Genomic DNA, 20811 nt, shown 5'->3' with positions numbered 1-20811 from the left:
TATCTTACTTGGTTAGTAACTAACTGTAATTTCTCATTTCACGTTTAAAGAGTGAAAATCTGATACCTTAGAATTGTCGCGTGCCTCAAAAGGTTTAAGTGATTAAAAGGGATCACATTGTGGTGAAGGTTCCCCTCTTTGGCTGGCTAGGCTGTTCCTCCACGGGTGGCCTACTCCATATAAGTGGGTCTAACTTCCCCTCCTTTCCCAGTTTTGTTATGAGTTCCTTGGCTTGGCTGGTATGCCTCACATCAAGTTCCAAGAGCTGTTGAAGTATGGCCCAACTTGTCTTTTTGACGTCCTCCAGCATCTCCCTGGGCATATGCTTAATTATCATGGGGTCCTGCAACCACTGATCGAAGGCCTTCAGGGTCCTCATCATATGCTGAAAAGCTACCCTAGATGCTAGAATTAAATCCAGCCTGTCCTCTTCCATTGTCTCCTCTCTCTTCTCCATGTCCTTGATCGTTGCAAGGAGGTTCTTCTGCATTTTTATCCATTCATCCAGATTACTAATGAATGAGCCTTCCATAATGTTTACACCAATGTAACTTAGGGAATGGCCATTAATAAGCTCATTTTAATTTTGATATCGCGAAACTAGTTAACTCTTGAGGTTAAAGGGAAGTCCGCTCTCCAGCACCTTTTGAGGAATTTTGGATCTATACTTTTCCAGAAACTCTAGATCGCTCTCCCTTTTCCTCAGTTTATCGGGTAGCATCCTTGGTATTTCGTCTATTATTGGGTACCATCTGTTACAGGAGGGGCAAACCAGAAGGCCTTCCACTACCTCCTTCTTTATGCACTCGCCACATGGAGGAGATTCCAGAGACCTGACATCAGCGTTCTTGTAGGCACAGTAGATTTCGCAGAGTGGAGGTTGCCCATTAGGCTCCCTCTTGGGATAGTCCTTTTCCTGAAATACGTAGAGATCCAGATGGAAGTGTTTGCACATGGGACAGGCAAGTATATCCATTAACCTGTACTTCATGATGAAGCACCAATTATGCTCTTTACCTGAGTTGCCAGCCTCTCTGCCATACCTTCATCCTTGGCCTCGACCATGACCCTTATGATGGGTTCAGTACCGCTCTTCCTCACCAGGATCCAGAAGTCCTTGTTAATGATCTTAACTCCGTCAATTTTCACTATCTGATTCCCAGCACCCAGTTCTCTCTCCACCCTTTCATACACCTTGGAGACGTCCATTCCTGGTTTGAGGTCTACCTTGGTCTTCACCAGGTGATACTGGGGTAGTCTATCGAAGAGTTCAGCAGAACTCACACCCTCAAATGCCATCATCTCCAGCATTAAAGCCAAGGACATGGCCCCGTCCCTCACGTATTGATGACCCGGGAAAATGAACCCTCCATTTTCCTCGAAACCTGCTATTCCCTTTTCCTGGATCAGCTTTCTCGCTATGTCCACACTTCCTACCTTTGTCCACACAACCTCTATTCCATACTGCGACAGAAACTCCTGAACAAGAGAGGAACTGGAAACAGCGGTGAACACTCGTCTCGGGAAGTTCACCTTTCGTGAGGCCCACCAGCTGAGGAGAGATCCACTCCTGTCTCCCCACTGTACCCTCCCCTTGGAGTCAATGAAGATTGCCCTGTCTGCGTCTCCGTCGTGTGCAACAGCGAGATCCACCTTGAGCGAGGACGCAATACCTGCAGTCTCCCTCAGGGACTCCATGGTTGGTTCTGGATTCCTTGCAGGGAATGTGGGATCTAGGTTCGCGTTGAGGGTGAAGATCTTGCATCCAAGCAGTCTAGCGACAATAGGAGTGGAAATTGATCCCACGCTATTGGCGCCATCCATCAGAACCTTGAAGTTTCTCGCCCTTATCTTCTCTACGTCCACATGAGAGAGAACTCCCTGCACATAGGTGTCTATGACCCTATCGTCCCTCTTTACGTCGTGAGTTAGCCTGTTCCAGGGAATTGTGTTGAATCTCCCTGAGAAATATATTTCCTCTATTCTGTCCTCCTTCTCTCTGGACACTTCCACGCCGTCTCTATCCAGAACCTTGATCCCGTTATGCTCCCTGGGGTTGTGGCTTGCAGTTATTATGACCCCACCGTCATATCCAAGGGTCTTCACGGCATACTGAAGTGCCGGAGTGGGAGCAAATCCGCCCTCGAAAACCCTTACCCCAGTGCTAAGGAGACCGCTCTCCACAGCCCTGCTTAGCATGTCTCCCCCAGCCCTAGCATCTCTTCCCAAAAGGATGTTACTCCCCTCACCGAAGAAGGTACCTATTGCCTTCCCAAGTCCCAGAGCCAGTTCAACCGTTAACTCCTGGTTTACTATTCCTCTAACTCCATCGGTACCAAACAGTTTTCCCATAACAATCTAAATGAGAGAAGATTAATAAAAACGCCCGGCACCTGTAGCCAGAAATAGGCCATGTGCACTGGCTTGTTTCGCGACGTTAGAAACCCAATAACCTGCTAACTGTTCACGTTAGATAACCATTCTCTCATCTACTAGCCTGTTTTTCTCAAACCTTTCTGGACTGAAAATGTCAATAAATCTACTCTTCACGTTGTCTAGAATCAGATCCGCCATTATCTTTCCAGAGTAGGGTGAAAACATCATTCCATGACCGCTGTAACCGGCGTCAACGAAAAGGCCCTCTGGCCATGACTCAGAGTAGCCCATCACATGGGAGTGGTCCGGCGTCATCTCGTAATAGCCTGCCCATCCCCTTAATACCCTTATTCCCTCAGCCCCTTTAACTAACCTTCTCACGTCTCTCAAGAAGAGTTTCATCCTCTCCAGCGACACGTTAAAATCAAGAAATCCTCTTTCCCTAACGTCCTCAACTCCACCTATTATTTCGCCCTTTAGAGTATGGGAGAAGTAGACCTTAGGGGTTATGACAAGGGGTTTCACGCGATACTTAAGATCCTCAGTGATGAAAATCTCCTTCTTCTCCGGCTCCACTGGAAGAGATATTCCGTTTTCCTTCATGAACTTACCGCTCCACGCACCGAGAGTGACCACAACAGCGTCAGCACTTATCAACTTTCCATCAACCTTGACTCCCTTAACCTTTCCTCCGGAGATAACCAGTTCCTTTGCCTCTCCAGGTATCAACGTTACCTTGTCCTTAACTTCCTCATACATCCCAAAGGTTAGGTAGTCGTGGTGAAAGGCTCCATCCTGGGGAGCCAAGTAGCACTGAGCTTCACTCTTTATGTCCACCTCTGCACAGTCCAGGAACTTACCACTCACACCCAGGGATTTCCATATTCCATCCATTCTTTTAATGGTATCCAGGGTCCTATCATCTTCAAGAACCCAGAGATAACCAGTTTTGACACAGACCGGATTGAGGGGTAGCTCCCTGCACATTTTCAGAAGATAGGGAATGGCCTCCTTGGCGAACTCCACGTTCTCCCTTGTGTAGAAATGATATCTGAACCTCCCCGCGTTCCTCCCGCTCGAACCATAATTAATCCTGAACTTCTCAACCACTGTGGAAGGAACGCCTTTCTTAGCCAGGTGATAGGCCAGGCTTATCCCATGACCTCCAGCACCCAGAATAACCACCATGATCATCACATCGGATAAAGCGGTGATCTGAAGGTTATCAGCTTCTGACTTGAAAGAACGCTACCCGTAACGTAAGTACAGACCTTTCCCTGACACTCCCCAAGGCCAATCCCTCCTACCCTCTTGGCCAGTTCCACATTGTCGTAGCCCATTTTGGTGACCTGCTCCACATCGCTCCAGAGCACATCCTCACAGAAACAGGCGTATCCACCAGGAGAGTAGTAGTATGGACTCCTCACGGACACGAAGTTCCTCGTATAATATTCGTGAAGGGGCATTTCCTTGAGGTGATAACTCAGGGAAGATAGGGCCTCAGCGTTAAATGGTGCCTCCCCGCTTAGCATTGATGCCTCGTCATCCCAAATCCCCCTAGCCCCTCCAACCACGAAATGCCCACAGCTCCTCATGTAACCGTCCATGTCGTGCTCCGGGAGATATATTCCCATGTTGGGGTAAAACCTGTACTCGCAACCGGCATTGGCCATTGACTCTATCCTTGGTTGCTTCACCGGAGCGAACACCACTGCATCCACAAGCTGATTGCCCCTATCCCACTCCACGGAAAGCTTGCTGTTCTTAGGTTTCACCCTCAGGAAGCTGACCTCTTCTATCTCCACCCCTTTAGTCTCAGCCAACTCCAGGTACCTCCTTGAGAAGAGTCTCACCCCGCGCGGAATGAGGATCTTGGCACCGGCTACCAAAGCTGTCTTAATTGCGTCATCTGAGGAGCCAAGGACCACAACCTTACTGTAAATTGATCTCCTCTTGAGATATAACCTTCTAGAAATCACGTTCGGGTAGTCGTTACCCTCGAAAATTGGGGGCAAATATCTTCCGCCCACGGCAAAGATAACCTTGGAGGGTGAAATAAGGAGCAGTTTTTTACCCGCTCTGACCACGAAACCTTCCGTGAACTTTCCCATGAAGTCGCCCTGGATGATTCTGCTCTCGTTCTGCTTGATCACTTCCTTGATCTTGCTCACTAGTTCTCCTTGATGAAGGGGATCATCAAAGAGGTCAGTAAAAAGGTCGTTTGTCACCAGTATACCCTTACTCCTGGAGAGTGCGGTCAGGCCAGAGAGTCCTGATCCTATTATCAATGTATCCACGTTAATCCTCTCCTCCGCATATTCCTCCAGGGCAGAGTAGCGTTCTGGAACGTTCATTCTTTCAGCTATCTTCTCCAGGAGCCAAGGAACATGTCTTATGAACTTAACGCGGTGCAGGTACATCCCGCTGAAGGGGAGACTGAAGCCTTTAAGTCTCGTTACAGGCTCGCAGTTTTCCATCAGTTTCCCATTCAAATTGACCTCGGTGTAGGGCAACCCCTTCTCGCAATCAAAGGGTGCCCTGATCCTACCATGTCTCTTACTCCTGGCCTCCATTACTCAGGGCCTCCACCAAGACCCTTCCCTCCATCTTGGAACCCTGAACGTCCATGATTTTCAGGATGGTTGGAGCTATGTCAATGATCTTTGCCTTTATCTTCCTACCCTTAGCCAGACTGGGACCTGACCCCAGCACTACCCCGTAAAGATCTTCCTTCCTGTAGAATCCGTGATCACCCGTGGAGGTGGAATAGGGTCTTACAGGATCTATTTCGTTCTCATGGTCAACGTTGGAGCTCAGCGAATAATAATCCCTTATACTTAACTCTATGTCGCCCTGCCTATCTGAGGCCGGCGTATCCCTCATGTAAATTCCGGTGAAAATTGATTCTCCGTCATCCTTCAGTTCCTCCAGGTTCTTCACAATGTATCTCACAAGCTTCTGATACTCCTTTGGATAAACCACGCCAGCCTCTTCCCTATCCCTGAGGTTTATTCTGATCATCCCTCCTCCACCATAGTAGGCCTTGGTCTTCCCCCAGTTTATCTTACCGTCATCCATCTTCAACACGTTCAACCTCTCCAATATTTTATTTACGTAGACTCTCTTCTTTATCTTTGTTATTCCATGATCGGAACAAAGGAATATATTTTCTGCTAAACCCCGATGTAACATTAGAAACTTATCAGCCATCTTGTAGGCTTCAAAGATGAAATCCAACGCCTTTCCATCATCTACGCCATACAAGAGATGCTGAAGATTGTCCACTATGGGAAGGTAAGTTATCCCGAAGTCCCAATCCCTCTTCCTGAGGAGATAGAGGGAGTACTCCACAAAGAAGTTAAAGGAAAGCTCCGCAGTCTTCAGGTACTCATCGAAACTTATGATACCCTTGTTCAAGCCCTTGTAGTCCCCATCCAGTAGCATACCTACTCTCTTGACCACGTTCTCCCAAACCTCAAGTAGAAGCTCCCTGTTATTACCCCACTTGAAGTTCAGAAAGGCTGGAGGAGTCACATACACTCCGTGATTGTTCCCGTGAAGGAAGACTGAGAACTTCAGCTCCTCCTCTCCGCATTTACCATCAAGTTCCAATGGTCCAAGCCATGAGTCTTTCTCTACCTTGAATTCCCTTCCTTCCACCTGGACAATGTAGGCCCGGTCCTCTCCCTTCACGCTCCACTTCATTCCAAGAAACTCGCTTTCCCCTTCCTTGAGGACTATGCTCTCCGAGCACTTCTTCAGCTTTGCCTTATACGGATCGAAGAGAATTACGTTATCAAGTTTCCACTTATCTGGCAAAGCCTGGGGAGCAGAGGTTACCATGACCCTGTAGCCCTTCCTTCCCAGTATAGTCCAGAGGGGATCCACCAAAAGGGAATTACTGGAGAAGGCGGAGATACTGGATTGGATCTTTCTACCTTTAACAAATATTCTAGGTGCCACAACACCGTGAACCTTAGGTGATACTCCGGTAAAAAGTGAGGCCAAGGCCACAGGAGTTATGGATGGGAAGGTGCTCTCCAGTGGGCCGTATACTCCGTTCTCAGCCATTTCTTGGATAGCTGGTAACTGATGTATGAATCTCTCCATTAGATGATAGGCCAGCCCATCCACAACTACCAATAAAACTTTCAATCAATCACCTTTATCGTAAACTTTACGTTCTATGTCATCCCTGATTTTGTGAGGGGCTATCATGTTAACATGTTCCCTCTTTATGTTCCCCTTGTTATCAAAGCTAACAGCGAATTCGTAAATTCCCTTGGCGTTCTTGAACTGTCCAAATACGTCATATCGATCCTTGAAGTTCTGTATGAACTTTATGTCCACGGTATCCTCAACCACTGTAGGATCTATCTTCCTGAGCACCTTGAGGAGCAGATCCCTAATATCATCCATTCATTTCACCTCCTCTCAAATTCTTCATAACCTTAACGGTCCCTTCTATTGTGGACTCGTCGCTTTCAATGAAACTCAAGTCCGGTCTAAGTGTTTTCAGTGAAGCAGATGTCATTGGTCCTATGGTAACTACTCTATGACAATCCCTTATGAAATTAGCTACACTTTTAGCTATTAATGAACTCGTGAGCACCACAACGTCCACGGAACAGGTTGAGAGAAGTTCCCTAACCTGGTTTAGTTTGCCGTCGTCGAGAATGAGGTCGTAGTTATACACCTCGTGGTAGGATATGGAAACGAGGAGTTTCCTCATATCATCTGAGGCCTTAAGACTTCTGAACGCGGTGACCTCTCGAATCCCGCTACCCAGAATGAGGAGGGCCAGATCCCTGCTGGTATACCTGGTGGGGTAGGTTGACTCAAAGCCGTGCTTCCTCAACTCCTCTGCTGTCCCTGGCCCAATGGAAAATATCCTTTTATTCCCTATCCTGTTGAAGTCCTTGAAACATTTCACCGCGTTCACACTGGTGAAGGCTATTCCCTCACTACCAAGGTAGGAGTCATTGTACTCCAGACACTTCACGGAGAAAATTGAGACGTTAAGCACTTCAAACCCTGGAATCTCCGGTAGAGAGCTCCCCTCAGGTCTAAGGTATAAGACCCTCATTTTTCATCGCCTTTACCAGCATCTTTCCCAGTTCGCGTCCCGCGATCTGAGGTGATTCGCGGGTGGAAACCTTAACCGTAACGCGCTTCATCCCATTACTGTAACTTGCTATCCCAGATAAGACGTCATCCTCCAGTCTAAATAAAACCCCCAATGGGGAGTGACAGCCACCTCCCACTACCTTCACTGTCTCCTTTTCAGCCAGGGCCTCCATCATGGTCCCTACATGATTAAGTTCTTGGAACATACCCCTGAGCTTGGAGCTTCCCACAACTGCTATTATTCCCTGATTGGGTTCTGGAGTGAAGCTATCAACATCAAGGGGAAATCTCTTAATGTCAACCCCAAGTCTCCTTAATCCTGCCTCAGCTAGGATGATACCATCATACTCACGGTTCCTGTATTTCCTTAACCTCGTGTCCACGTTGCCCCTTATGTTCTCTACCACAAGGTCTGGCCTCATGACCTTGAGGAAGTTGGCCCTTCTTAGACTCCCTGTACCTATTCGCGATTTTTCTGGCAATTCGCCAAGGTCAAGCTCAGAGACCAGAACATCTACAGGGTCCTCCCTCCTGGGAGTTGCGAGCAATTCAAGGCCAAGGGGTAACTCTGAGGACATGTCCTTCATGCTGTGCACCGCCACGTCTGCCCTACCCTCCAGGACGGCCTCGTTCACTTCCTTCTCGAAAACACCCTTCCCTATCTCATGGAGGGGTTTGTTTCCGAACAGGTCTGCCTTAGTCTTGATCTCAATGAATTCTGTCTCATATCCCTGGCTTTCCAGGAAAGAGGTCACTATCTCTACCTGTTTAAGGCTGAGCTTGCTCCCCCTGGCTGCAATCCTTATCTTCACGTTAGATCCTCCAGGACCTTCTTGAAAACCTTGGCGCTCTGGTTCACAACCTCCTCGTCGTGAGCCCCGGAGGTAAATAGGGCCTCAAACTGGCTTGGAGGGATAAAGACCCCATCCCTTAGGAGATTCTCGTGAATTCTGACGTAAAGGTCCCTCTTTGCCTTACGAGCGTCACCGGCGTTCTTAACATCTCTCACCCCCAGGAAGAATTGGAAGAAGTTATAGACCCTGTTCACCACGTGGTCCATCCTTATTGCACCATCTATTTCCTCAGAGAGTATCCTTGCGGCCTTTTCACTAACCCTGTATACTTCCCCTCTCTCAAGTTCATGGATTGTGGCTATCCCAGCTGTCATGGAGATAGGGTTGGCATTAAAGGTTCCAGCATTGAACACCCTTCCAGAGGGAGTGAGCTGGTCCATTATATCCTTCCTTCCGCACACCGCGCCTATGGGAAAACCTCCTCCTATAATTTTCCCCAGTGTTGTCAGGTCGGGTTTCACTCCAAAATACGATTGCGCACCGCCCAGTCCCAGTCTGAAACCCGTTATCACCTCATCGAATATGAGCACTGCCCCGTATTCGCTGGTTAGTTTCCTCAAACCCGGTAGGAAGTCCTTCTCTGGAGGAATAACTCCCATGTTTCCCATTACTGGTTCCACTATAACCCCAGCTATTTCCTCCCTCCTTAGCACAGATTCCGTACACACCAGATCATTGTAGGGGCAAACCAGCACTGTGGATGATACCTCGCTTGGTATGCCATGGGAAAAGGGTACACCGAACTCTGAAGCTGCGCTTCCCGCGTCAATGAGAACGTAATCATGTGCCCCGTGATAGTTACCGTCAAACTTGAGTATCTTACTCCTGCCTGTGAATCCCCTGCTCAGCCTAAGTGCAGTCATGGTCGCCTCAGTGCCGCTGTTCACAAACCTGACCTTCTGGGCAGTGGGTATATGCTTCGTTATAAGGGAGGCCAATTCCACCTCAGCCTTGCTTGGGGTTCCATACAACCATCCCCTCTCCAGCTGATCCTTTACAGCCTCAATAACTCTAGGATGAGCGTGACCTAGGATGAGGGGGCCGTAGCCTAAAACGAAATCGATGAGCCTTTTGGAGTCCTCTGTAACCAGATATGCCCCCTTTGCCGACCTAGTATAGAAGGGAAAAGGTTTCACTGCTGCCCTAACGGGACTATTCACTCCCCCGGCAAAGAGGCTCTGGGCCTTGTTCCATAACTCGCTGCTCAAAACGGACTCGCCTCCGAAATCCATTCAGCAAGTTTCGGGGCATAATATGTCAGGATCATGTCGGCTCCCGCACGTTTTATGGCGTAGGTGATCTCCAGAACAGCCGCTCTTTCATTTAACCAGCCGTTGAGGACCGCGGCCTTAATCATGGAGTATTCCCCACTAACATGATAAGCCGCCAGGGGATATTCGGGATAGGTCTCCTTCACCAGCCTAATCACATCAAGGTAAGTGTGAGCAGGTTTAACCATGAGGATGTCAGCTCCCTCCTCCACATCTAGCCTAGCCTCCTTTATTGCCTCATGGGCATTGCGTGGATCCATCTGGTAACTTTTCCTGTCACCAAAGGCAGGGGCTGAGCTCGCTGCCTCCCTGAAGGGGGAATAGAAAACTGAGGCATATTTCACGCTGTATGACATTATTAGGGTGTCGGTGAAGCCGTTCTTATCAAGTTCCTCTCTTATGGCTCCAACTACTCCATCCATCATGCTGGAGGGCGCTACCACGTCTGCACCCGCCTCAGCTTGAGATAGAGCTATCTTGGCATGAACCTTCAAGCTCTCGTCATTATCAATGTAATATTGACTCCCCCTGTAATTCACTATCCCGCAATGCCCGTGACTTGTGTACTCATCGGTGCACTCGTCAGCGAAGAGAAGTATCCTGTCCCCGAAGGTTTCCCTCAATATTTTCAAAGATCTCTGAATTACCCCATCCTTCTGAAAGGCTGAGCTTGCCACGTTGTCCTTGAAGGATGGAATCCCAAAGAGGATGACCTTCCTTATGCCCTTAGAGTAATTCTCCTCGACGAACTTGATGAGAGGGTCCCCCACGGGGTATCTGTAAACGTCGGGCATTGAAGATATTTCCTCAGGTTTGGATATACCTTCCTTGACGAAGATGGGCAGGATCAGATCATCACGACTCAGCTTCGTCTCCGCTACTGCGTCCCTTATATTCTTGTTCTGCCTTAACCTTCTCGGTCTTATCTTGGGATATCCCACCATGAGTGAATAGTGATGTGGCTAAGTTAATGTAGTTTATCTCATTGTTTTCAACTGCCCGTCTCATGTTCTGAAACATTGGAGAGAAAATCTTCTTGATCATGGACCTAGTCATGGCATCCAAGACATCCCTGGTTTCCTGGCTATTATCTCCGAGTACCCTCAGGGCCCTCTCCACTTCCTCCTTTCTAGTCTCCTCAACTCTAGACATGAAAGATGAAACAAAATCGTCATAGACCAGTTTCAGACAGTCCTTCCTGAAGTCCTCTAACCCCTCTTCAATTATAGACTGTGCCTTCTCAACCTCCTTCTGCCTTTCCTCCAGCTTAGCCCTTGATAGTTCCTCTAGATCCTTGAGGGTGTACACGTTTGGACCCTCAAACACTGGCGGAGATCCCAGATCTATGACAACCGTTCCTTCAGGGGCCTTAACCTTGTCTGGATAGAATATGGCTGAGAAAATTATATCGTAGTTATGTAGCCTGCTGAAGTCCAGTGGGAAGTAACTATATCCGTACTTGATAGCCAAGTTCCTCCCGCGCTCAAAGGTCCTGTTGAAGATGGTCACGTCAGTTGCCCCTTCGTTGTGGAGAATGAGAGCGAGTTTTCCCCCAATCTCTCCTGCCCCAAGAATGGCTATTCTCTTATTCACAATGTCGCCGAAACGACTTTTGGCGAACTCCACGGCAAGTGAATATACGCCTACCTTACCACGAGAGATTGCAGTCTCTAGTCTGACTCTTCTTCCTACCTTCAGGGATCTCTCAAGAAGCGCCCTCATGTAACGGGATCCTATGCCCAACTTCATGGAGTCCCTCATGGCATCCTTTATCTGCTTCAGTATCTCATACTCGCCCACAGATAGGGAATCAATACCTGATGCAACTTCGAATAGATGTTTGACCGCGTCCCTTCCCCTCAGAATCGTGGCATCTGTGGATATGACCTTGTTGTGAACCTCGTTAAGATAATGGAGTATCTCGCTTACGCTTGACCTGTCTCTCGAGAAAAGGTAAATTTCTATCCTGTTGCACGTCTGTAGAACGGCCATCTCCCCGTCATAATACTTGGAGAGCTCCTTTATCTCATTCCAGCCCAGATAATGGGAGGCCAGCTTATCCACTCCAACGGTCTTGTGAGTGTAAACTATTGCAGAGTACGAGTCCATGATATCATTGGCTATGTTCATTGACGATCTCCTCTGCCCTTTTTAATGCATTACTCACATTTCCGTTATTAATGAAACTTTCGAATTCTCTATCAACAAATATTTTTTGATAGAGAGTATATCTAGTGCCTGGGTCACTCACCCTTCTCTTCAGCATTGTCTTTACGTCAGACATAACCTTCAATTCAAGCAATATCCTGGGGTCCTCCCTCACAGCTTCCAGGGCCCTGTCAAGTATCACCTTTGACATTATGCTCGACTTTCCCATGGTAGTAACGGCAATACCTATGTCCTCGTCTTCATAAAAAATGGGAACAATGAAAGATGAATCGGGCGGGTTAGTTGGGTTATTACACAGCTTCCTTGCCTTCCTGCAGAGGTCGCATATCCTGGAGTTTAACTCGGGGCTATTGGTTGCCGTCACCACTATGTCGTAATCCCTCAGGAATTCCTGATCGACTTCCCTCGCATCCAGCTCGATCCTCCTGATGTCTTCCCTCTTGGAGAGTTCATCTGAAAATGATAGGGAAACAACCGTAACGTCAGCTCCGTATTCCCGGAACTTGAGAGCCCGTTTAGTCCCAACCTTACCTCCACCAACAACTAGGATTCGCATTCCTGCCAGGTTAAGAAATACAGGAAAATAGCGAGTACTCGTAAATGACACAAATCAAATATGCGTGTTAAGATTTAAATTCACATTATGAACCTGTTAAAACCACTGATCCAACCCTGTTTGCCTTTTTATGTCCCTTATCTCCTTCATGGCTTTCTGAAGTCTCTCTACGGCCCCTCTCACCCTCTCCTCATTAAAATCGTTTTCATTCACGAGAAACTGAATTATCTTACTGGGATCTGGATCGCCTAGTTCCAGAGAGACTGAGGGAAGAACTACCTGGGGTTTCAGGAACAGTTCCCTTATCTTCTCATAATCGAAGTAGATTGGCTCGGGCAGTTCTTTTTTATCTATATTTTCAATTTTCTTGTAAGTCTTTATCAGTTTATAGGCTTTCTTGGGACCTATTCCCTTTATCCCTTCAGGATTGTAATCTGTCCCCACCAGGATCGCAATATCGATGAGTTGCTCCCTCGTTATCTCCAGTTTCTTCAAGAGAATGCCCGATTCAATAATCTCAGGCTTTACTTCCACATAAACGTCCTTATTGGGCAGTTTCCTTTTCCCGCTAATGGTGAGGTTTCTTATCAACCTCTCTGCGCCGAAGAGCAATGAGTCGTAATCCTGGCTTGCGGAGGCGTATACAATCCCCTTGGAATTAAGGAAGGCAGCCTCAGCTTCGCCCTCTGATGGAGCTTGAACGGTGGGGATCCCCATATACTCTAGAAGTTCCTTGCTCTCCCTCGCCATATCAGTTGTCAGTCTGGACGTCATTTGGGAGTATTTCCTGACTTCCTCCAGCTTCCCGGATTCCTTGGCCTTTTCCAGCTTCTTTTCAGCCTCTTCCTTTATCCTTTTCCTGTTCTCCAGTTCCTGAGCTTTCAACTCTGGTGGTTTTCCGTCAAAAACATAAATGGGGATTACTCCCTCCTCGAGCAAGTTCACTGTTCTGTAAAATACCCCATTCAGGTGACTGGTCACCTTGCCCTGTCTATTCATGAGGGGAGTTCCGTCATACTGCCTGATGGCAGCAAGAAACTGGTAAATGGCATTATACGCGTCAATTCCGACCTTCTTTCCCTTGACCTCAGCAAGGTTAAGATCCCTCTTTATATCCGAGACCAGATCGGAAAGATCTACGCCTATTCCTTTTCACCTAGATAAGTAACCATTCTGGTGTTCTCCCTAATTAACGATACGCTAATGACCCCCCTTATTTCCAGAGCCATTAGCGCCTTAAGAAAATCGCTAAATGAAAACTCGTAATTCACGTCCTTCTTTATTTCCTTGTAGAGGTCCTCATCCCTTATGGTTCCATTTATCTTGCGTAGCTTCTCGAGCACGATGTAAATCAGAGGTGTGTCTCTCCACATGAATTGTCACGTAAATGTGCTGGGTTTTACGGTTTGCCTGGGTAGTTGCTGCCTCGCCTTATCGATCCACGTCTGGTAGAATTGTATCATTTCCTGGCTCAGAGATGGCTTAACCTTGGTCAACGCCTCATTGAAATGTCTGTTCTCTACCTTGATGGTCGCTCCCTTCATGCAATCTCTCATCTTAGCGTCGCGACAATCCTTATCGTTGGGCGGACAGGCTGCACTGACCTTGTTCACGCATTCCCTCATACCCTCCCTGATGGCCCTCATTGCAGCTTCTCTTACTAGAGCTGCTAGATCTGCACCCGTATATCCCTCGGTCCTTTCCGCCAGCTCCTCCAAGTTGACCTCGTCTGATAGGGCTACCTTCTTGGTATGAACCTTCAGGATATCGTACCTAGCGTTCTTATCAGGTGGAGGTACGTACATAAGCTTCTCAAACCGTCCAGGTCTCAGTAGGGCCGGATCCAGTATGTCTGGCCTGTTGGTTGCCGCCACTATAACCACATTGTCTAGGTTCTCTATGCCGTCCATCTCGGCAAGTAACTGATTAACTAACCTCTCTGTTACACCGGAGTCTGAGGAAATTCCCCTCATGGGGGCTATGGCATCTATTTCATCGAAGAATATCACTGAAGGCGCGTACATCCTAGCCTTCCTGAATATCTCCCTGATTGCCCTTTCGCTCTCACCCACCCACTTGGAGAGAACCTCTGGCCCTCTCACAGCGATAAAGTTAGCTCCGCTCTCTGTGGCAACGGCCTTAGCCAGCATAGTCTTACCTGTGCCTGGGGGTCCAAACAGTAGTATACCCTTGGGTGGCTCAACTCCTGCGGTTTCATAGTAATCAGGGAACTTTAAGGGATATTCGGCAACTTCTCTTAATTCTTCCTTAATCTCGTTCAGACCGCCTATATCATCCCACTTTACCTCTGGAACCTCAATGTAAATCTCCCTCATGCCGCTGGGCACAATTTCCTTGAACGCGTTCATGAAGTCCTCCATTTTTACCTCCATCCTTTCTAGGATCTCTGGTGGAATCTTATCCTGGCTGATATCTATCATGGGTAGGTATCTTCTCAGGGCATTCATCGCTGCTTCCCTAACTAGAGCTGATAGGTCGGCTCCAGTGTACCCGTGGCTTATGTCAGCTAGTTTCTCAAGTTCCACATCCTTGGATAGAGGCATATTCCTGGTGTGAATCTGAAGTATCTCTAGCCGGCCCTGTTTATCTGGTAGAGGTATCTCTATTTCCCTGTCAAATCTTCCAGGTCTTCTCAGGGCAGGATCGACAGCGTTTGGCCTGTTTGTAGCAGCTATTACTATCACATTTCCCCTGCTCTCTAGACCGTCCATAAGGGTTAACAACTGGGCCACAACACGTCTCTCAACCTCACCAATCACCTCATCCCTCTTGGGTGCTATGGCATCCACTTCATCTATGAATATTATGGCTGGAGCATGCTTCTTGGCATCCTCAAAGATCTCCCTGAGTCTCTGCTCGCTCTCACCATAGAACTTGCTCATTATTTCTGGCCCATTTATCGAGGTGAAATAGGACTCGGTCTCATTAGCCACTGCCTTAGCCAATAGGGTCTTACCCACACCTGGAGGACCATACAGCATTATTCCCTTAGGCGGTTCAATGCCTAGTCTCTTGAACAGCTCTGGATGCCTGAGTGGTAGCTCCACTAATTCCCTGATCTTCTGTATGACATTCTTCATTCCTCCTATATCCTCATACGTGACCCTAGGATACCTAGTCTGCTCTATGGGTTTGTCGGAAATTGATATACTGGTCTCATCAACGACCATGACAATTGATGCCGGCCTAACTTGAATCACAGTGAAGGGGATAGCCTGACCCAGCACGGGGATCAGAACCGTGTCCCCCTCAACAAGGGGAAATTCCTTGAGCTTCTTCTTTACGTATGCCACAAAGCCTGGATCCACGGTAATGGAGAAGTTTGAGGGGGCAAGCTTAATGGACGCCGCTTGTTTCACAGAGGCCTTCCTCACCGTTACCTTGTCACCTATGGAGACGCCAGCATTCTTTCTGGTTATTCCATCCATCCTGATTATATCCCTCTCACTGGTAGCATCATCGGGGGAGAGTGGCCAAGCTATTGCAGCAGTTTTCCTCGTACCCTCAATTTCAACCACATCTCCTGGGCTTACATCTATTTGAGCAAGCATCTCAACGTCTATTCTTACCTTTCCTCGGCCTACGTCCTTTTGCCTTGCCTCCATAACCTTCAGAGACAATTCTCGCCTTGGCGACCTTTGCTCTGGGGTAGAACCAGCACTCAAATCTAATCAAGTTAAATATGCACTACAGGATAAAAGAGATTAACTTATACACTGCTTTAAAACCCGAGCCTTGTTATTCCCACTACTTCTGCGTGACTGACCCCTTCTATGCCAGATGCTAGCTCCTCCAAGGTATCAGTCCCACCTTCTGTTTTCTCAGGCATGGAAACATATACAACTAGGGCCTTCAATCCAAAGGCTATGGGCTCGGTTTCCTTCCTAACTAGCTTGTAACCCTCTGGAAGTTTTGAGACCAGCTCGTTGGCGACTTTTTCGAGATCCGTCTCATCTCCTTCTGGGAAAACCTTCAAGACCACCATAACATCCGTCATGAGATCACCTCAAGGACCAACGAATCCGCATTTGGGGCAGGTGTAGGAAACTCCCTGCAGTCTACAGTACATATCCCTGTATATGGTGACTTCGCCACAGTTGGGACAGTTGAAAATCGCGCCCTTCTCCTTGGGATGCATTATCTTCCCGCAACTGGAACACACAGGCGGTTCCACTTCTTCCCTTAGACTTAGCCTCATCGACATAATGAATAACCTCTCTAATACCAATTCTCTGGGTTTATAAAATCTAATATATCTGACCGTACAAGATCCTGGACCAGGAAGGGCAAGGCTTAGTTCTATCTGATTACATTAAAATGGTTGTTGGCGTCCATAGATGGGGAATCATATGAAAATGGTGGTAATGGTAAGAACGGACATCAGTATGGGGAAAGGTAAGATAGCTGCACAGGTCGCCCACGCTGCGGTCAGTCTTGTCTTGGACTGTCTTACCAGATCGAGCTGGAGGGACTGGCTTGATCTCTGGCTTAACGAGGGGCAACCTAAGGTGGTGGTTAAGGTGAGCTCCCTGGAAGATCTTTTGTCAAGGGTGGATAGAGCTAGGTCTCAGGGATTGCCAACATCTATAATATCGGATGCGGGGAGAACTCAGGTGGAACCTGGAACCATAACGTGTGCAGGAATAGGCCCTGGGCCCGATGATCTAATTGACAAAATAACTGGAGACCTTAAACTGCTGTGATAGGATGAACCTACTTGATCTTGCCATAGGAATAGAGTTTAAGGTACATCAATGGCCACCCATTCACGTCACAATCCCAAGGCCAGACGGATTCAGGGTAACGGAGGAAATTGACGGAAAGCCGTGCACTCTTTGGCGGGGATCGGAGAGGGGGAGATATGCCGTGTACCTTCTGAAGAAGAGGGGAATGGAACACAACGCTGTCATGACTAGGCTGGCCTCACTTCTGGGTGAAAGACCAGGTTATCTAGGGATTAAGGATGCCAATGCAGTCACGGAACAGCTAATATACGTATCAAGGAAGGCCTTGGATTTTCACGCGGAGGAATCCTTCTCCATAGAGTTCGTGGGCTATACCTCAACTAAATTAAATCACACTGGCAATATCTTCTCCATTAACCTGGTTACAGAGGACAGGGAGGAGATTGGGGAGAGGATTAACGCGATCAGAAAGGAGGGTGTGTTACCAGCCTTTGTGGGATACCAGAGGTTCGGAACCAGAAGACCTATAACCCATCTGGTGGGAAAGGCCATAACGCAGAGAGATTGGTGTAAGGGAGTAGATTTCATCTTGGGATATCCCTTCATCTGGGAGAACGAGAACATCAGGATATTCAGAACGCAATACATGGAGGGAAAAGTGAAGGGAGAGCTTCTCAAGAAAATACCAAGCCAGGAGAGAAATATCTATCTGGAACTTATGAAGACTCAAGATTGTCTATCAGCCCTGAGGAAGTCCCAGGTTAAACTTAGCTTTTATGTGGAGGCATACCAAAGTTACCTTTTCAACAGGATCCTGTCCAGAAAACTCAGGTATTCCACTGTGTATGAGACCGACCAGATTGTGGTTCCCACAGATCCAAAACAGTGTGATGCTGAGTGCATGGAAGTCTTTGAGGAGGAAGGAATACAGAGGGGTAGCTTTCACATTGAGGAACTGGGAATCTCCCTGAGACCTGTAAAAAGAAGTGCCTTCATGAGTGTAAGAAACTTGTATTTCGACGGGAACTACGTGACATTTTCCCTAGAGAGAGGTATGTATGCCACCGTGGTCCTATCGGAGATCCTTAATACTGATCCAAAAGAGTTCACTTGATCAGGGGACGAGTCTCTTCTTATCTCTAGGGAACAGGGATACCTCTTTGACGCTCTGAAGGCCAGTTAGCATTAGCATAAATCTCTGCAGTCCCATTCCAAACCCGGCGTGTGGAGGAATGCCGTAGTCGAACCACTTCAGGAAGAATTCAAAGTTGATGGGATTAAGACCACGCGCCCTTAACTCCTTTTCCAGAACCTCCCTGGTGTGATTCCTGCTACTTCCAGAGACGAGTTCCAGCCACCTGTAAACCAGATCGAAGCTCTCGCTTATCTCGGGATTACCCTCCTTTCTCTTAGTGTAGAATGGGCGTGCCTCTGCCGGCCAATCCGTGATAAAGTAAAGGTCCTGTTCCAGTACCTTGTTAAGTACTCTAGATTCGGGAGTGCCTATATCATCCCCGAACTTTGTGGGAAGCCCCTGGGACTGCAGTATCTCTATTGCCTCCCTATACGTAACCCTCTTGATGGGTCTGGTTATGGAGGGAAGTCTGTGATTAAGTATTGCCAGATCGTTCTGATGGTTCTTAGCTACGTTATCAAGCACGTTAGCTATTACGTCCTCAACTATGTTCATGACGTCATTGTAGTCCGCAAAGGCCATCTCCACATCCATGCTTATAAACTCAGCCAGGTGGTAAGGGGTGTCCGATTCCTCAGCCCTCCATGCTGGGGCGACCTCGAAAACCCTTTCAACTGCCCCCGCAAGTAACTCCTTGTATAACTGTGGGCTCTGGGCAAGAAATGCCTCCTTCCCAAAGTATATCACTGGGAAGAGCTGGGCGCCTCCTTCGGTTCCTGTGGCGATGATCTTTGGTGTAAATATCTCATAAAATCCGTGTTTGTAAAGTGTATCCCTGAAGGTTCTCACGGCTGTGGACTGTATCCTGATCATTGCCTGCATTTCCTGCCTTCTCAAATCTAGGAGCCTTTCCTTCAGCCTAACTTCTATATCAGCCTTAACCTTATCAGAGACATCTAGGGGCAGGGGTGCCTTAGCCTTGCTGAGAATCCTCAGTTCATTGCAAGATACCTCAACTCCGTTGGGTGCTCTCCTGTCAGCCTTAACCGTACCCTTAACCTGTATCGCTGACTCCTGGCTTAGCTCCCTGGCGACTTCAAATGATGGGGAGGACTTATCAACCACAACCTGACCTATTCCGCTCTTATCCCTGAGAAGGATGAACTTCTTTCCTCCCAGGTCCCTAACGTTGTGAACCCAACCGGCTAAAACAACTTCCTTTCCATCCAGATCTGGTGTTACATCCTGAATGAAATGCGTCCGGAGCATTACTCAACCCTTATTTTGACCTTAGTGTCATGGATCTTGGATAAAGCGTTTTCTAGATCCACCGCGTTTGCTGGTAAGAGCCTCTTCTCATTCTTTGCTACCCTTATCACGTACTGAACAGAACCGTCAGGTAACCAAACCGTATTCACACCGAGCACCCTAGCCGGAGAGAGAAGCTGGACCGCACTGTTCTTTATGCTTGTGGTCTTCTCCAGAATCCTGACCTTTAGCTTGAGTTTGTCCTGAAGTGCGCGGGCTATCTTAATCCATTTAGATGAATCTATGGAGGGCGGACTTTCCACCAAAAGTATCAGCAAGTTCCCTGACCTTATGGCCTTATAGTAGGTAGCATCCTTCAGTTCCCTGAACTGCGTCTCCTCTAGGTCCAACAAAGCTTCCATTACCTTAACCTCAAACTGGTCGACTTGACCGCTGTCCACCAGACCTTGGCAACGATTGCAAAGAAGGCCGCTCCTCACACAAAGGTAATCAAGAGGAATTTTCATTCTAAGTCCACTCTCCCTTTACCGCAATACTTTTGAATCTAGCTATTATATAAGTACTGGGTAGGAACGGATGCCTTTAACGGATCAGGCAAAAATTCAGATAGTGCAGGAGAGAGTGTTTATAAAGAAGGTATGCAGAAACTGCGGCGCTCTCAACTCCATCAGGGCCACAAAATGCAGAAGATGTCATAGCACCAACCTTAGACCTAAGAAGAAAGAGCTACCAACTAAGAGAGCTTGAAACCTAGGGAAGAGAGCCTCTCTCTCACACTTTCGCTATTTTCTTCGAAAGCCTTGCTATGTTCCCTCAAAAGTTTCAAGTCGATTTTTAGTTTCTTCTCCCCTATCAATTGTACGATTTTCTTTAGTTCCTCCTCGTCCTCATCCCTGAATGCGTTGGCCTTAAGGAGAATATAATCCTCCAGCTTTATGACCTTAAACGTATCCCTTCCTATCTCCCTTTCCTCTGCACTCTCAATGACGACAGGCGGAACAAAGAAGTCTTGGATATTCTCGTAGAAGTCTATCTGCAATTGCTCATCACTTAGTGGAACCACTATCCTAGGAGTGTCAATCGGGGTGGAACCCATATCCCAGCCCTTTTCGTCAGCGAGGCTCCGGAGAACGTCGTATTCCACTAACACACTAAAGTTGGTGGGAAACAGATCCACGTCACTCTCCGTTCCCTTCCTTCCCAGTTCCAAGTCCACCACCGTGTCACCAATTATAACGAAGTCCATCCTCTCCTTTATTTCACTCAAGATTTCTCCAATTTTCTCAAATGTGATCAACTAAACCACACATCATCAACCACAATTACTTTATAATTTTTTACTCCAACT

General features: G+C 47.6%; 24 protein-coding genes. 3 read left to right on the top strand and 21 right to left on the bottom strand.

Annotated features, from left to right (window positions below):
• Positions 1-112 precede the first annotated feature (112 nt).
• The 18 genes from L3N51_RS08545 to L3N51_RS08460 all read right to left on the bottom strand — a co-directional run bounded on the left by L3N51_RS08545 (position 113) and on the right by L3N51_RS08460 (position 16578).
• A complete protein-coding gene (locus tag L3N51_RS08545; RefSeq protein ID WP_238026728.1) occupies positions 113-532 on the bottom strand; it encodes a DUF2153 domain-containing protein in 420 nt (139 codons plus the stop codon).
• A 72-nt stretch (positions 533-604) separates the two neighbouring features.
• Positions 605-991 carry a Trm112 family protein gene (locus L3N51_RS08540; protein ID WP_238026727.1) on the bottom strand — a complete coding sequence of 129 codons (387 nt, stop codon included), beginning with the start codon at positions 989-991 and terminating at the stop codon, positions 605-607.
• Positions 988-2352, bottom strand: coding sequence for a phosphoglucosamine mutase (gene glmM, locus L3N51_RS08535; protein ID WP_238026726.1), 1365 nt, complete (start codon positions 2350-2352; stop codon positions 988-990). Before glmM ends, L3N51_RS08540 begins: the two co-directional genes overlap by 4 nt.
• A gap of 117 nt (positions 2353-2469) precedes the next feature.
• Positions 2470-3564: an NAD(P)/FAD-dependent oxidoreductase gene (locus L3N51_RS08530; protein ID WP_238026746.1), complete on the bottom strand. Its 1095-nt coding sequence runs from the start codon at positions 3562-3564 to the stop codon at positions 2470-2472.
• 5 nt (positions 3565-3569) lie between these two features.
• On the bottom strand, positions 3570-4949 hold the full coding sequence (locus L3N51_RS08525; RefSeq protein ID WP_238026725.1) for an NAD(P)/FAD-dependent oxidoreductase: 1380 nt from the start codon (positions 4947-4949) through the stop codon (positions 3570-3572).
• Positions 4933-6531 (bottom strand): alkaline phosphatase family protein, encoded by a 1599-nt coding sequence (locus L3N51_RS08520; RefSeq protein WP_238026724.1) that lies wholly within the window; start codon positions 6529-6531, stop codon positions 4933-4935. Before L3N51_RS08520 ends, L3N51_RS08525 begins: the two co-directional genes overlap by 17 nt.
• Positions 6532-6795, bottom strand: a complete 264-nt coding sequence (locus L3N51_RS08515; RefSeq protein ID WP_238026723.1) for a hypothetical protein — start codon at positions 6793-6795, stop codon at positions 6532-6534.
• A complete protein-coding gene (locus tag L3N51_RS08510; protein WP_238026722.1) occupies positions 6788-7462 on the bottom strand; it encodes a uroporphyrinogen-III synthase in 675 nt (224 codons plus the stop codon). Before L3N51_RS08510 ends, L3N51_RS08515 begins: the two co-directional genes overlap by 8 nt.
• Positions 7443-8315, bottom strand: coding sequence for a hydroxymethylbilane synthase (gene hemC, locus L3N51_RS08505; RefSeq protein ID WP_238026721.1), 873 nt, complete (start codon positions 8313-8315; stop codon positions 7443-7445). Before hemC ends, L3N51_RS08510 begins: the two co-directional genes overlap by 20 nt.
• Positions 8312-9589: a glutamate-1-semialdehyde 2,1-aminomutase gene (hemL, locus tag L3N51_RS08500; protein ID WP_238026720.1), complete on the bottom strand. Its 1278-nt coding sequence runs from the start codon at positions 9587-9589 to the stop codon at positions 8312-8314. The genes hemC and hemL overlap by 4 nt, the downstream gene beginning before the upstream one ends.
• A complete protein-coding gene (gene hemB / locus L3N51_RS08495; RefSeq protein ID WP_238026718.1) occupies positions 9562-10572 on the bottom strand; it encodes a porphobilinogen synthase in 1011 nt (336 codons plus the stop codon). The genes hemL and hemB overlap by 28 nt, the downstream gene beginning before the upstream one ends.
• Complete coding sequence (locus L3N51_RS08490) at positions 10484-11758, bottom strand: glutamyl-tRNA reductase (RefSeq protein ID WP_238026716.1); 1275 nt, start codon at positions 11756-11758, stop codon at positions 10484-10486. Before L3N51_RS08490 ends, hemB begins: the two co-directional genes overlap by 89 nt.
• On the bottom strand, positions 11742-12404 hold the full coding sequence (locus tag L3N51_RS08485) for a precorrin-2 dehydrogenase/sirohydrochlorin ferrochelatase family protein (protein WP_287689949.1): 663 nt from the start codon (positions 12402-12404) through the stop codon (positions 11742-11744). Before L3N51_RS08485 ends, L3N51_RS08490 begins: the two co-directional genes overlap by 17 nt.
• Positions 12405-12449: 45 nt before the next feature.
• A complete protein-coding gene (fen, locus tag L3N51_RS08480; RefSeq protein ID WP_238026745.1) occupies positions 12450-13499 on the bottom strand; it encodes a flap endonuclease-1 in 1050 nt (349 codons plus the stop codon).
• Positions 13496-13726 (bottom strand): hypothetical protein, encoded by a 231-nt coding sequence (locus L3N51_RS08475; protein ID WP_238026713.1) that lies wholly within the window; start codon positions 13724-13726, stop codon positions 13496-13498. The genes fen and L3N51_RS08475 overlap by 4 nt, the downstream gene beginning before the upstream one ends.
• A 6-nt stretch (positions 13727-13732) precedes the next feature.
• Positions 13733-16039 (bottom strand): CDC48 family AAA ATPase, encoded by a 2307-nt coding sequence (locus L3N51_RS08470; RefSeq protein WP_238026712.1) that lies wholly within the window; start codon positions 16037-16039, stop codon positions 13733-13735.
• Positions 16040-16095: 56 nt separating this feature from the next.
• Entirely contained in the window at positions 16096-16371 is a 276-nt protein-coding gene (locus L3N51_RS08465; protein WP_238026710.1) for an elongation factor 1-beta, read from the bottom strand.
• A gap of 9 nt (positions 16372-16380) precedes the next feature.
• Positions 16381-16578 carry a zinc finger domain-containing protein gene (locus L3N51_RS08460; protein ID WP_238026708.1) on the bottom strand — a complete coding sequence of 66 codons (198 nt, stop codon included), beginning with the start codon at positions 16576-16578 and terminating at the stop codon, positions 16381-16383.
• A gap of 145 nt (positions 16579-16723) precedes the next feature.
• Here L3N51_RS08460 and pth2 point away from each other — a divergent pair, with 145 nt between their 5' ends.
• Entirely contained in the window at positions 16724-17077 is a 354-nt protein-coding gene (pth2, locus tag L3N51_RS08455) for a peptidyl-tRNA hydrolase Pth2 (protein ID WP_238026706.1), read from the top strand.
• Positions 17078-17081: 4 nt separating this feature from the next.
• Positions 17082-18173 (top strand): tRNA pseudouridine(13) synthase TruD, encoded by a 1092-nt coding sequence (gene truD / locus L3N51_RS08450; protein WP_238026705.1) that lies wholly within the window; start codon positions 17082-17084, stop codon positions 18171-18173.
• Here truD and aspS read toward each other — a convergent pair whose 3' ends face one another.
• The gene (gene aspS / locus L3N51_RS08445; protein ID WP_238026703.1) at positions 18174-19463 is read right to left on the bottom strand and encodes an aspartate--tRNA(Asn) ligase; all 1290 of its coding nucleotides are present in this window, start codon (positions 19461-19463) and stop codon (positions 18174-18176) included. It lies immediately after the preceding gene.
• Entirely contained in the window at positions 19463-19969 is a 507-nt protein-coding gene (locus L3N51_RS08440; RefSeq protein WP_238026701.1) for a transcription elongation factor NusA, read from the bottom strand. Before L3N51_RS08440 ends, aspS begins: the two co-directional genes overlap by 1 nt.
• A 70-nt stretch (positions 19970-20039) precedes the next feature.
• Between L3N51_RS08440 and L3N51_RS08435 the strand changes: the two genes are divergently transcribed.
• Complete coding sequence (locus L3N51_RS08435) at positions 20040-20210, top strand: 50S ribosomal protein L40e (protein ID WP_011921348.1); 171 nt, start codon at positions 20040-20042, stop codon at positions 20208-20210.
• Here L3N51_RS08435 and L3N51_RS08430 read toward each other — a convergent pair.
• Positions 20197-20760 carry a nucleotidyltransferase gene (locus L3N51_RS08430; RefSeq protein WP_238026700.1) on the bottom strand — a complete coding sequence of 188 codons (564 nt, stop codon included), beginning with the start codon at positions 20758-20760 and terminating at the stop codon, positions 20197-20199. The two genes, L3N51_RS08435 and L3N51_RS08430, sit on opposite strands and share 14 nt — an antisense overlap.
• Positions 20761-20811: the final 51 nt, after the last annotated feature.

It is taken from the genome of Metallosphaera javensis (ex Hofmann et al. 2022) (genome assembly GCF_022064045.1).
Classification (GTDB): Archaea; Thermoproteota; Thermoprotei_A; order Sulfolobales; family Sulfolobaceae; genus Metallosphaera; species Metallosphaera javensis.
Note: the sequence above shows the minus strand (reverse complement) of the source record. Positions and strands in the feature narration are given on the sequence as shown.

Bases quoted from the DNA above. Each gene is read 5' to 3' on its own strand.
- L3N51_RS08545 (WP_238026728.1), bottom strand. From the start codon at position 532: ATGGAAGGCTCATTCATTAGTAATCTGGATGAATGGATAAAAATGCAG.
- L3N51_RS08540 (WP_238026727.1), bottom strand. From the start codon at position 991: ATGAAGTACAGGTTAATGGATATACTTGCCTGTCCCATGTGCAAACAC.
- glmM (WP_238026726.1), bottom strand. From the start codon at position 2,352: ATGGGAAAACTGTTTGGTACCGATGGAGTTAGAGGAATAGTAAACCAG.
- L3N51_RS08530 (WP_238026746.1), bottom strand. From the start codon at position 3,564: ATGGTGGTTATTCTGGGTGCTGGAGGTCATGGGATAAGCCTGGCCTAT.
- L3N51_RS08525 (WP_238026725.1), bottom strand. From the start codon at position 4,949: ATGGAGGCCAGGAGTAAGAGACATGGTAGGATCAGGGCACCCTTTGAT.
- L3N51_RS08515 (WP_238026723.1), bottom strand. From the start codon at position 6,795: ATGGATGATATTAGGGATCTGCTCCTCAAGGTGCTCAGGAAGATAGAT.
- L3N51_RS08510 (WP_238026722.1), bottom strand. From the start codon at position 7,462: ATGAGGGTCTTATACCTTAGACCTGAGGGGAGCTCTCTACCGGAGATT.
- hemL (WP_238026720.1), bottom strand. From the start codon at position 9,589: ATGGATTTCGGAGGCGAGTCCGTTTTGAGCAGCGAGTTATGGAACAAG.
- hemB (WP_238026718.1), bottom strand. From the start codon at position 10,572: ATGGTGGGATATCCCAAGATAAGACCGAGAAGGTTAAGGCAGAACAAG.
- L3N51_RS08490 (WP_238026716.1), bottom strand. From the start codon at position 11,758: ATGAACATAGCCAATGATATCATGGACTCGTACTCTGCAATAGTTTAC.
- L3N51_RS08475 (WP_238026713.1), bottom strand. From the start codon at position 13,726: ATGTGGAGAGACACACCTCTGATTTACATCGTGCTCGAGAAGCTACGC.
- L3N51_RS08465 (WP_238026710.1), bottom strand. From the start codon at position 16,371: ATGACGGATGTTATGGTGGTCTTGAAGGTTTTCCCAGAAGGAGATGAG.
- L3N51_RS08460 (WP_238026708.1), bottom strand. From the start codon at position 16,578: ATGTCGATGAGGCTAAGTCTAAGGGAAGAAGTGGAACCGCCTGTGTGT.
- pth2 (WP_238026706.1), top strand. From the start codon at position 16,724: ATGAAAATGGTGGTAATGGTAAGAACGGACATCAGTATGGGGAAAGGT.
- truD (WP_238026705.1), top strand. From the start codon at position 17,082: ATGAACCTACTTGATCTTGCCATAGGAATAGAGTTTAAGGTACATCAA.
- aspS (WP_238026703.1), bottom strand. From the start codon at position 19,463: ATGCTCCGGACGCATTTCATTCAGGATGTAACACCAGATCTGGATGGA.
- L3N51_RS08440 (WP_238026701.1), bottom strand. From the start codon at position 19,969: ATGAAAATTCCTCTTGATTACCTTTGTGTGAGGAGCGGCCTTCTTTGC.
- L3N51_RS08435 (WP_011921348.1), top strand. From the start codon at position 20,040: ATGCCTTTAACGGATCAGGCAAAAATTCAGATAGTGCAGGAGAGAGTG.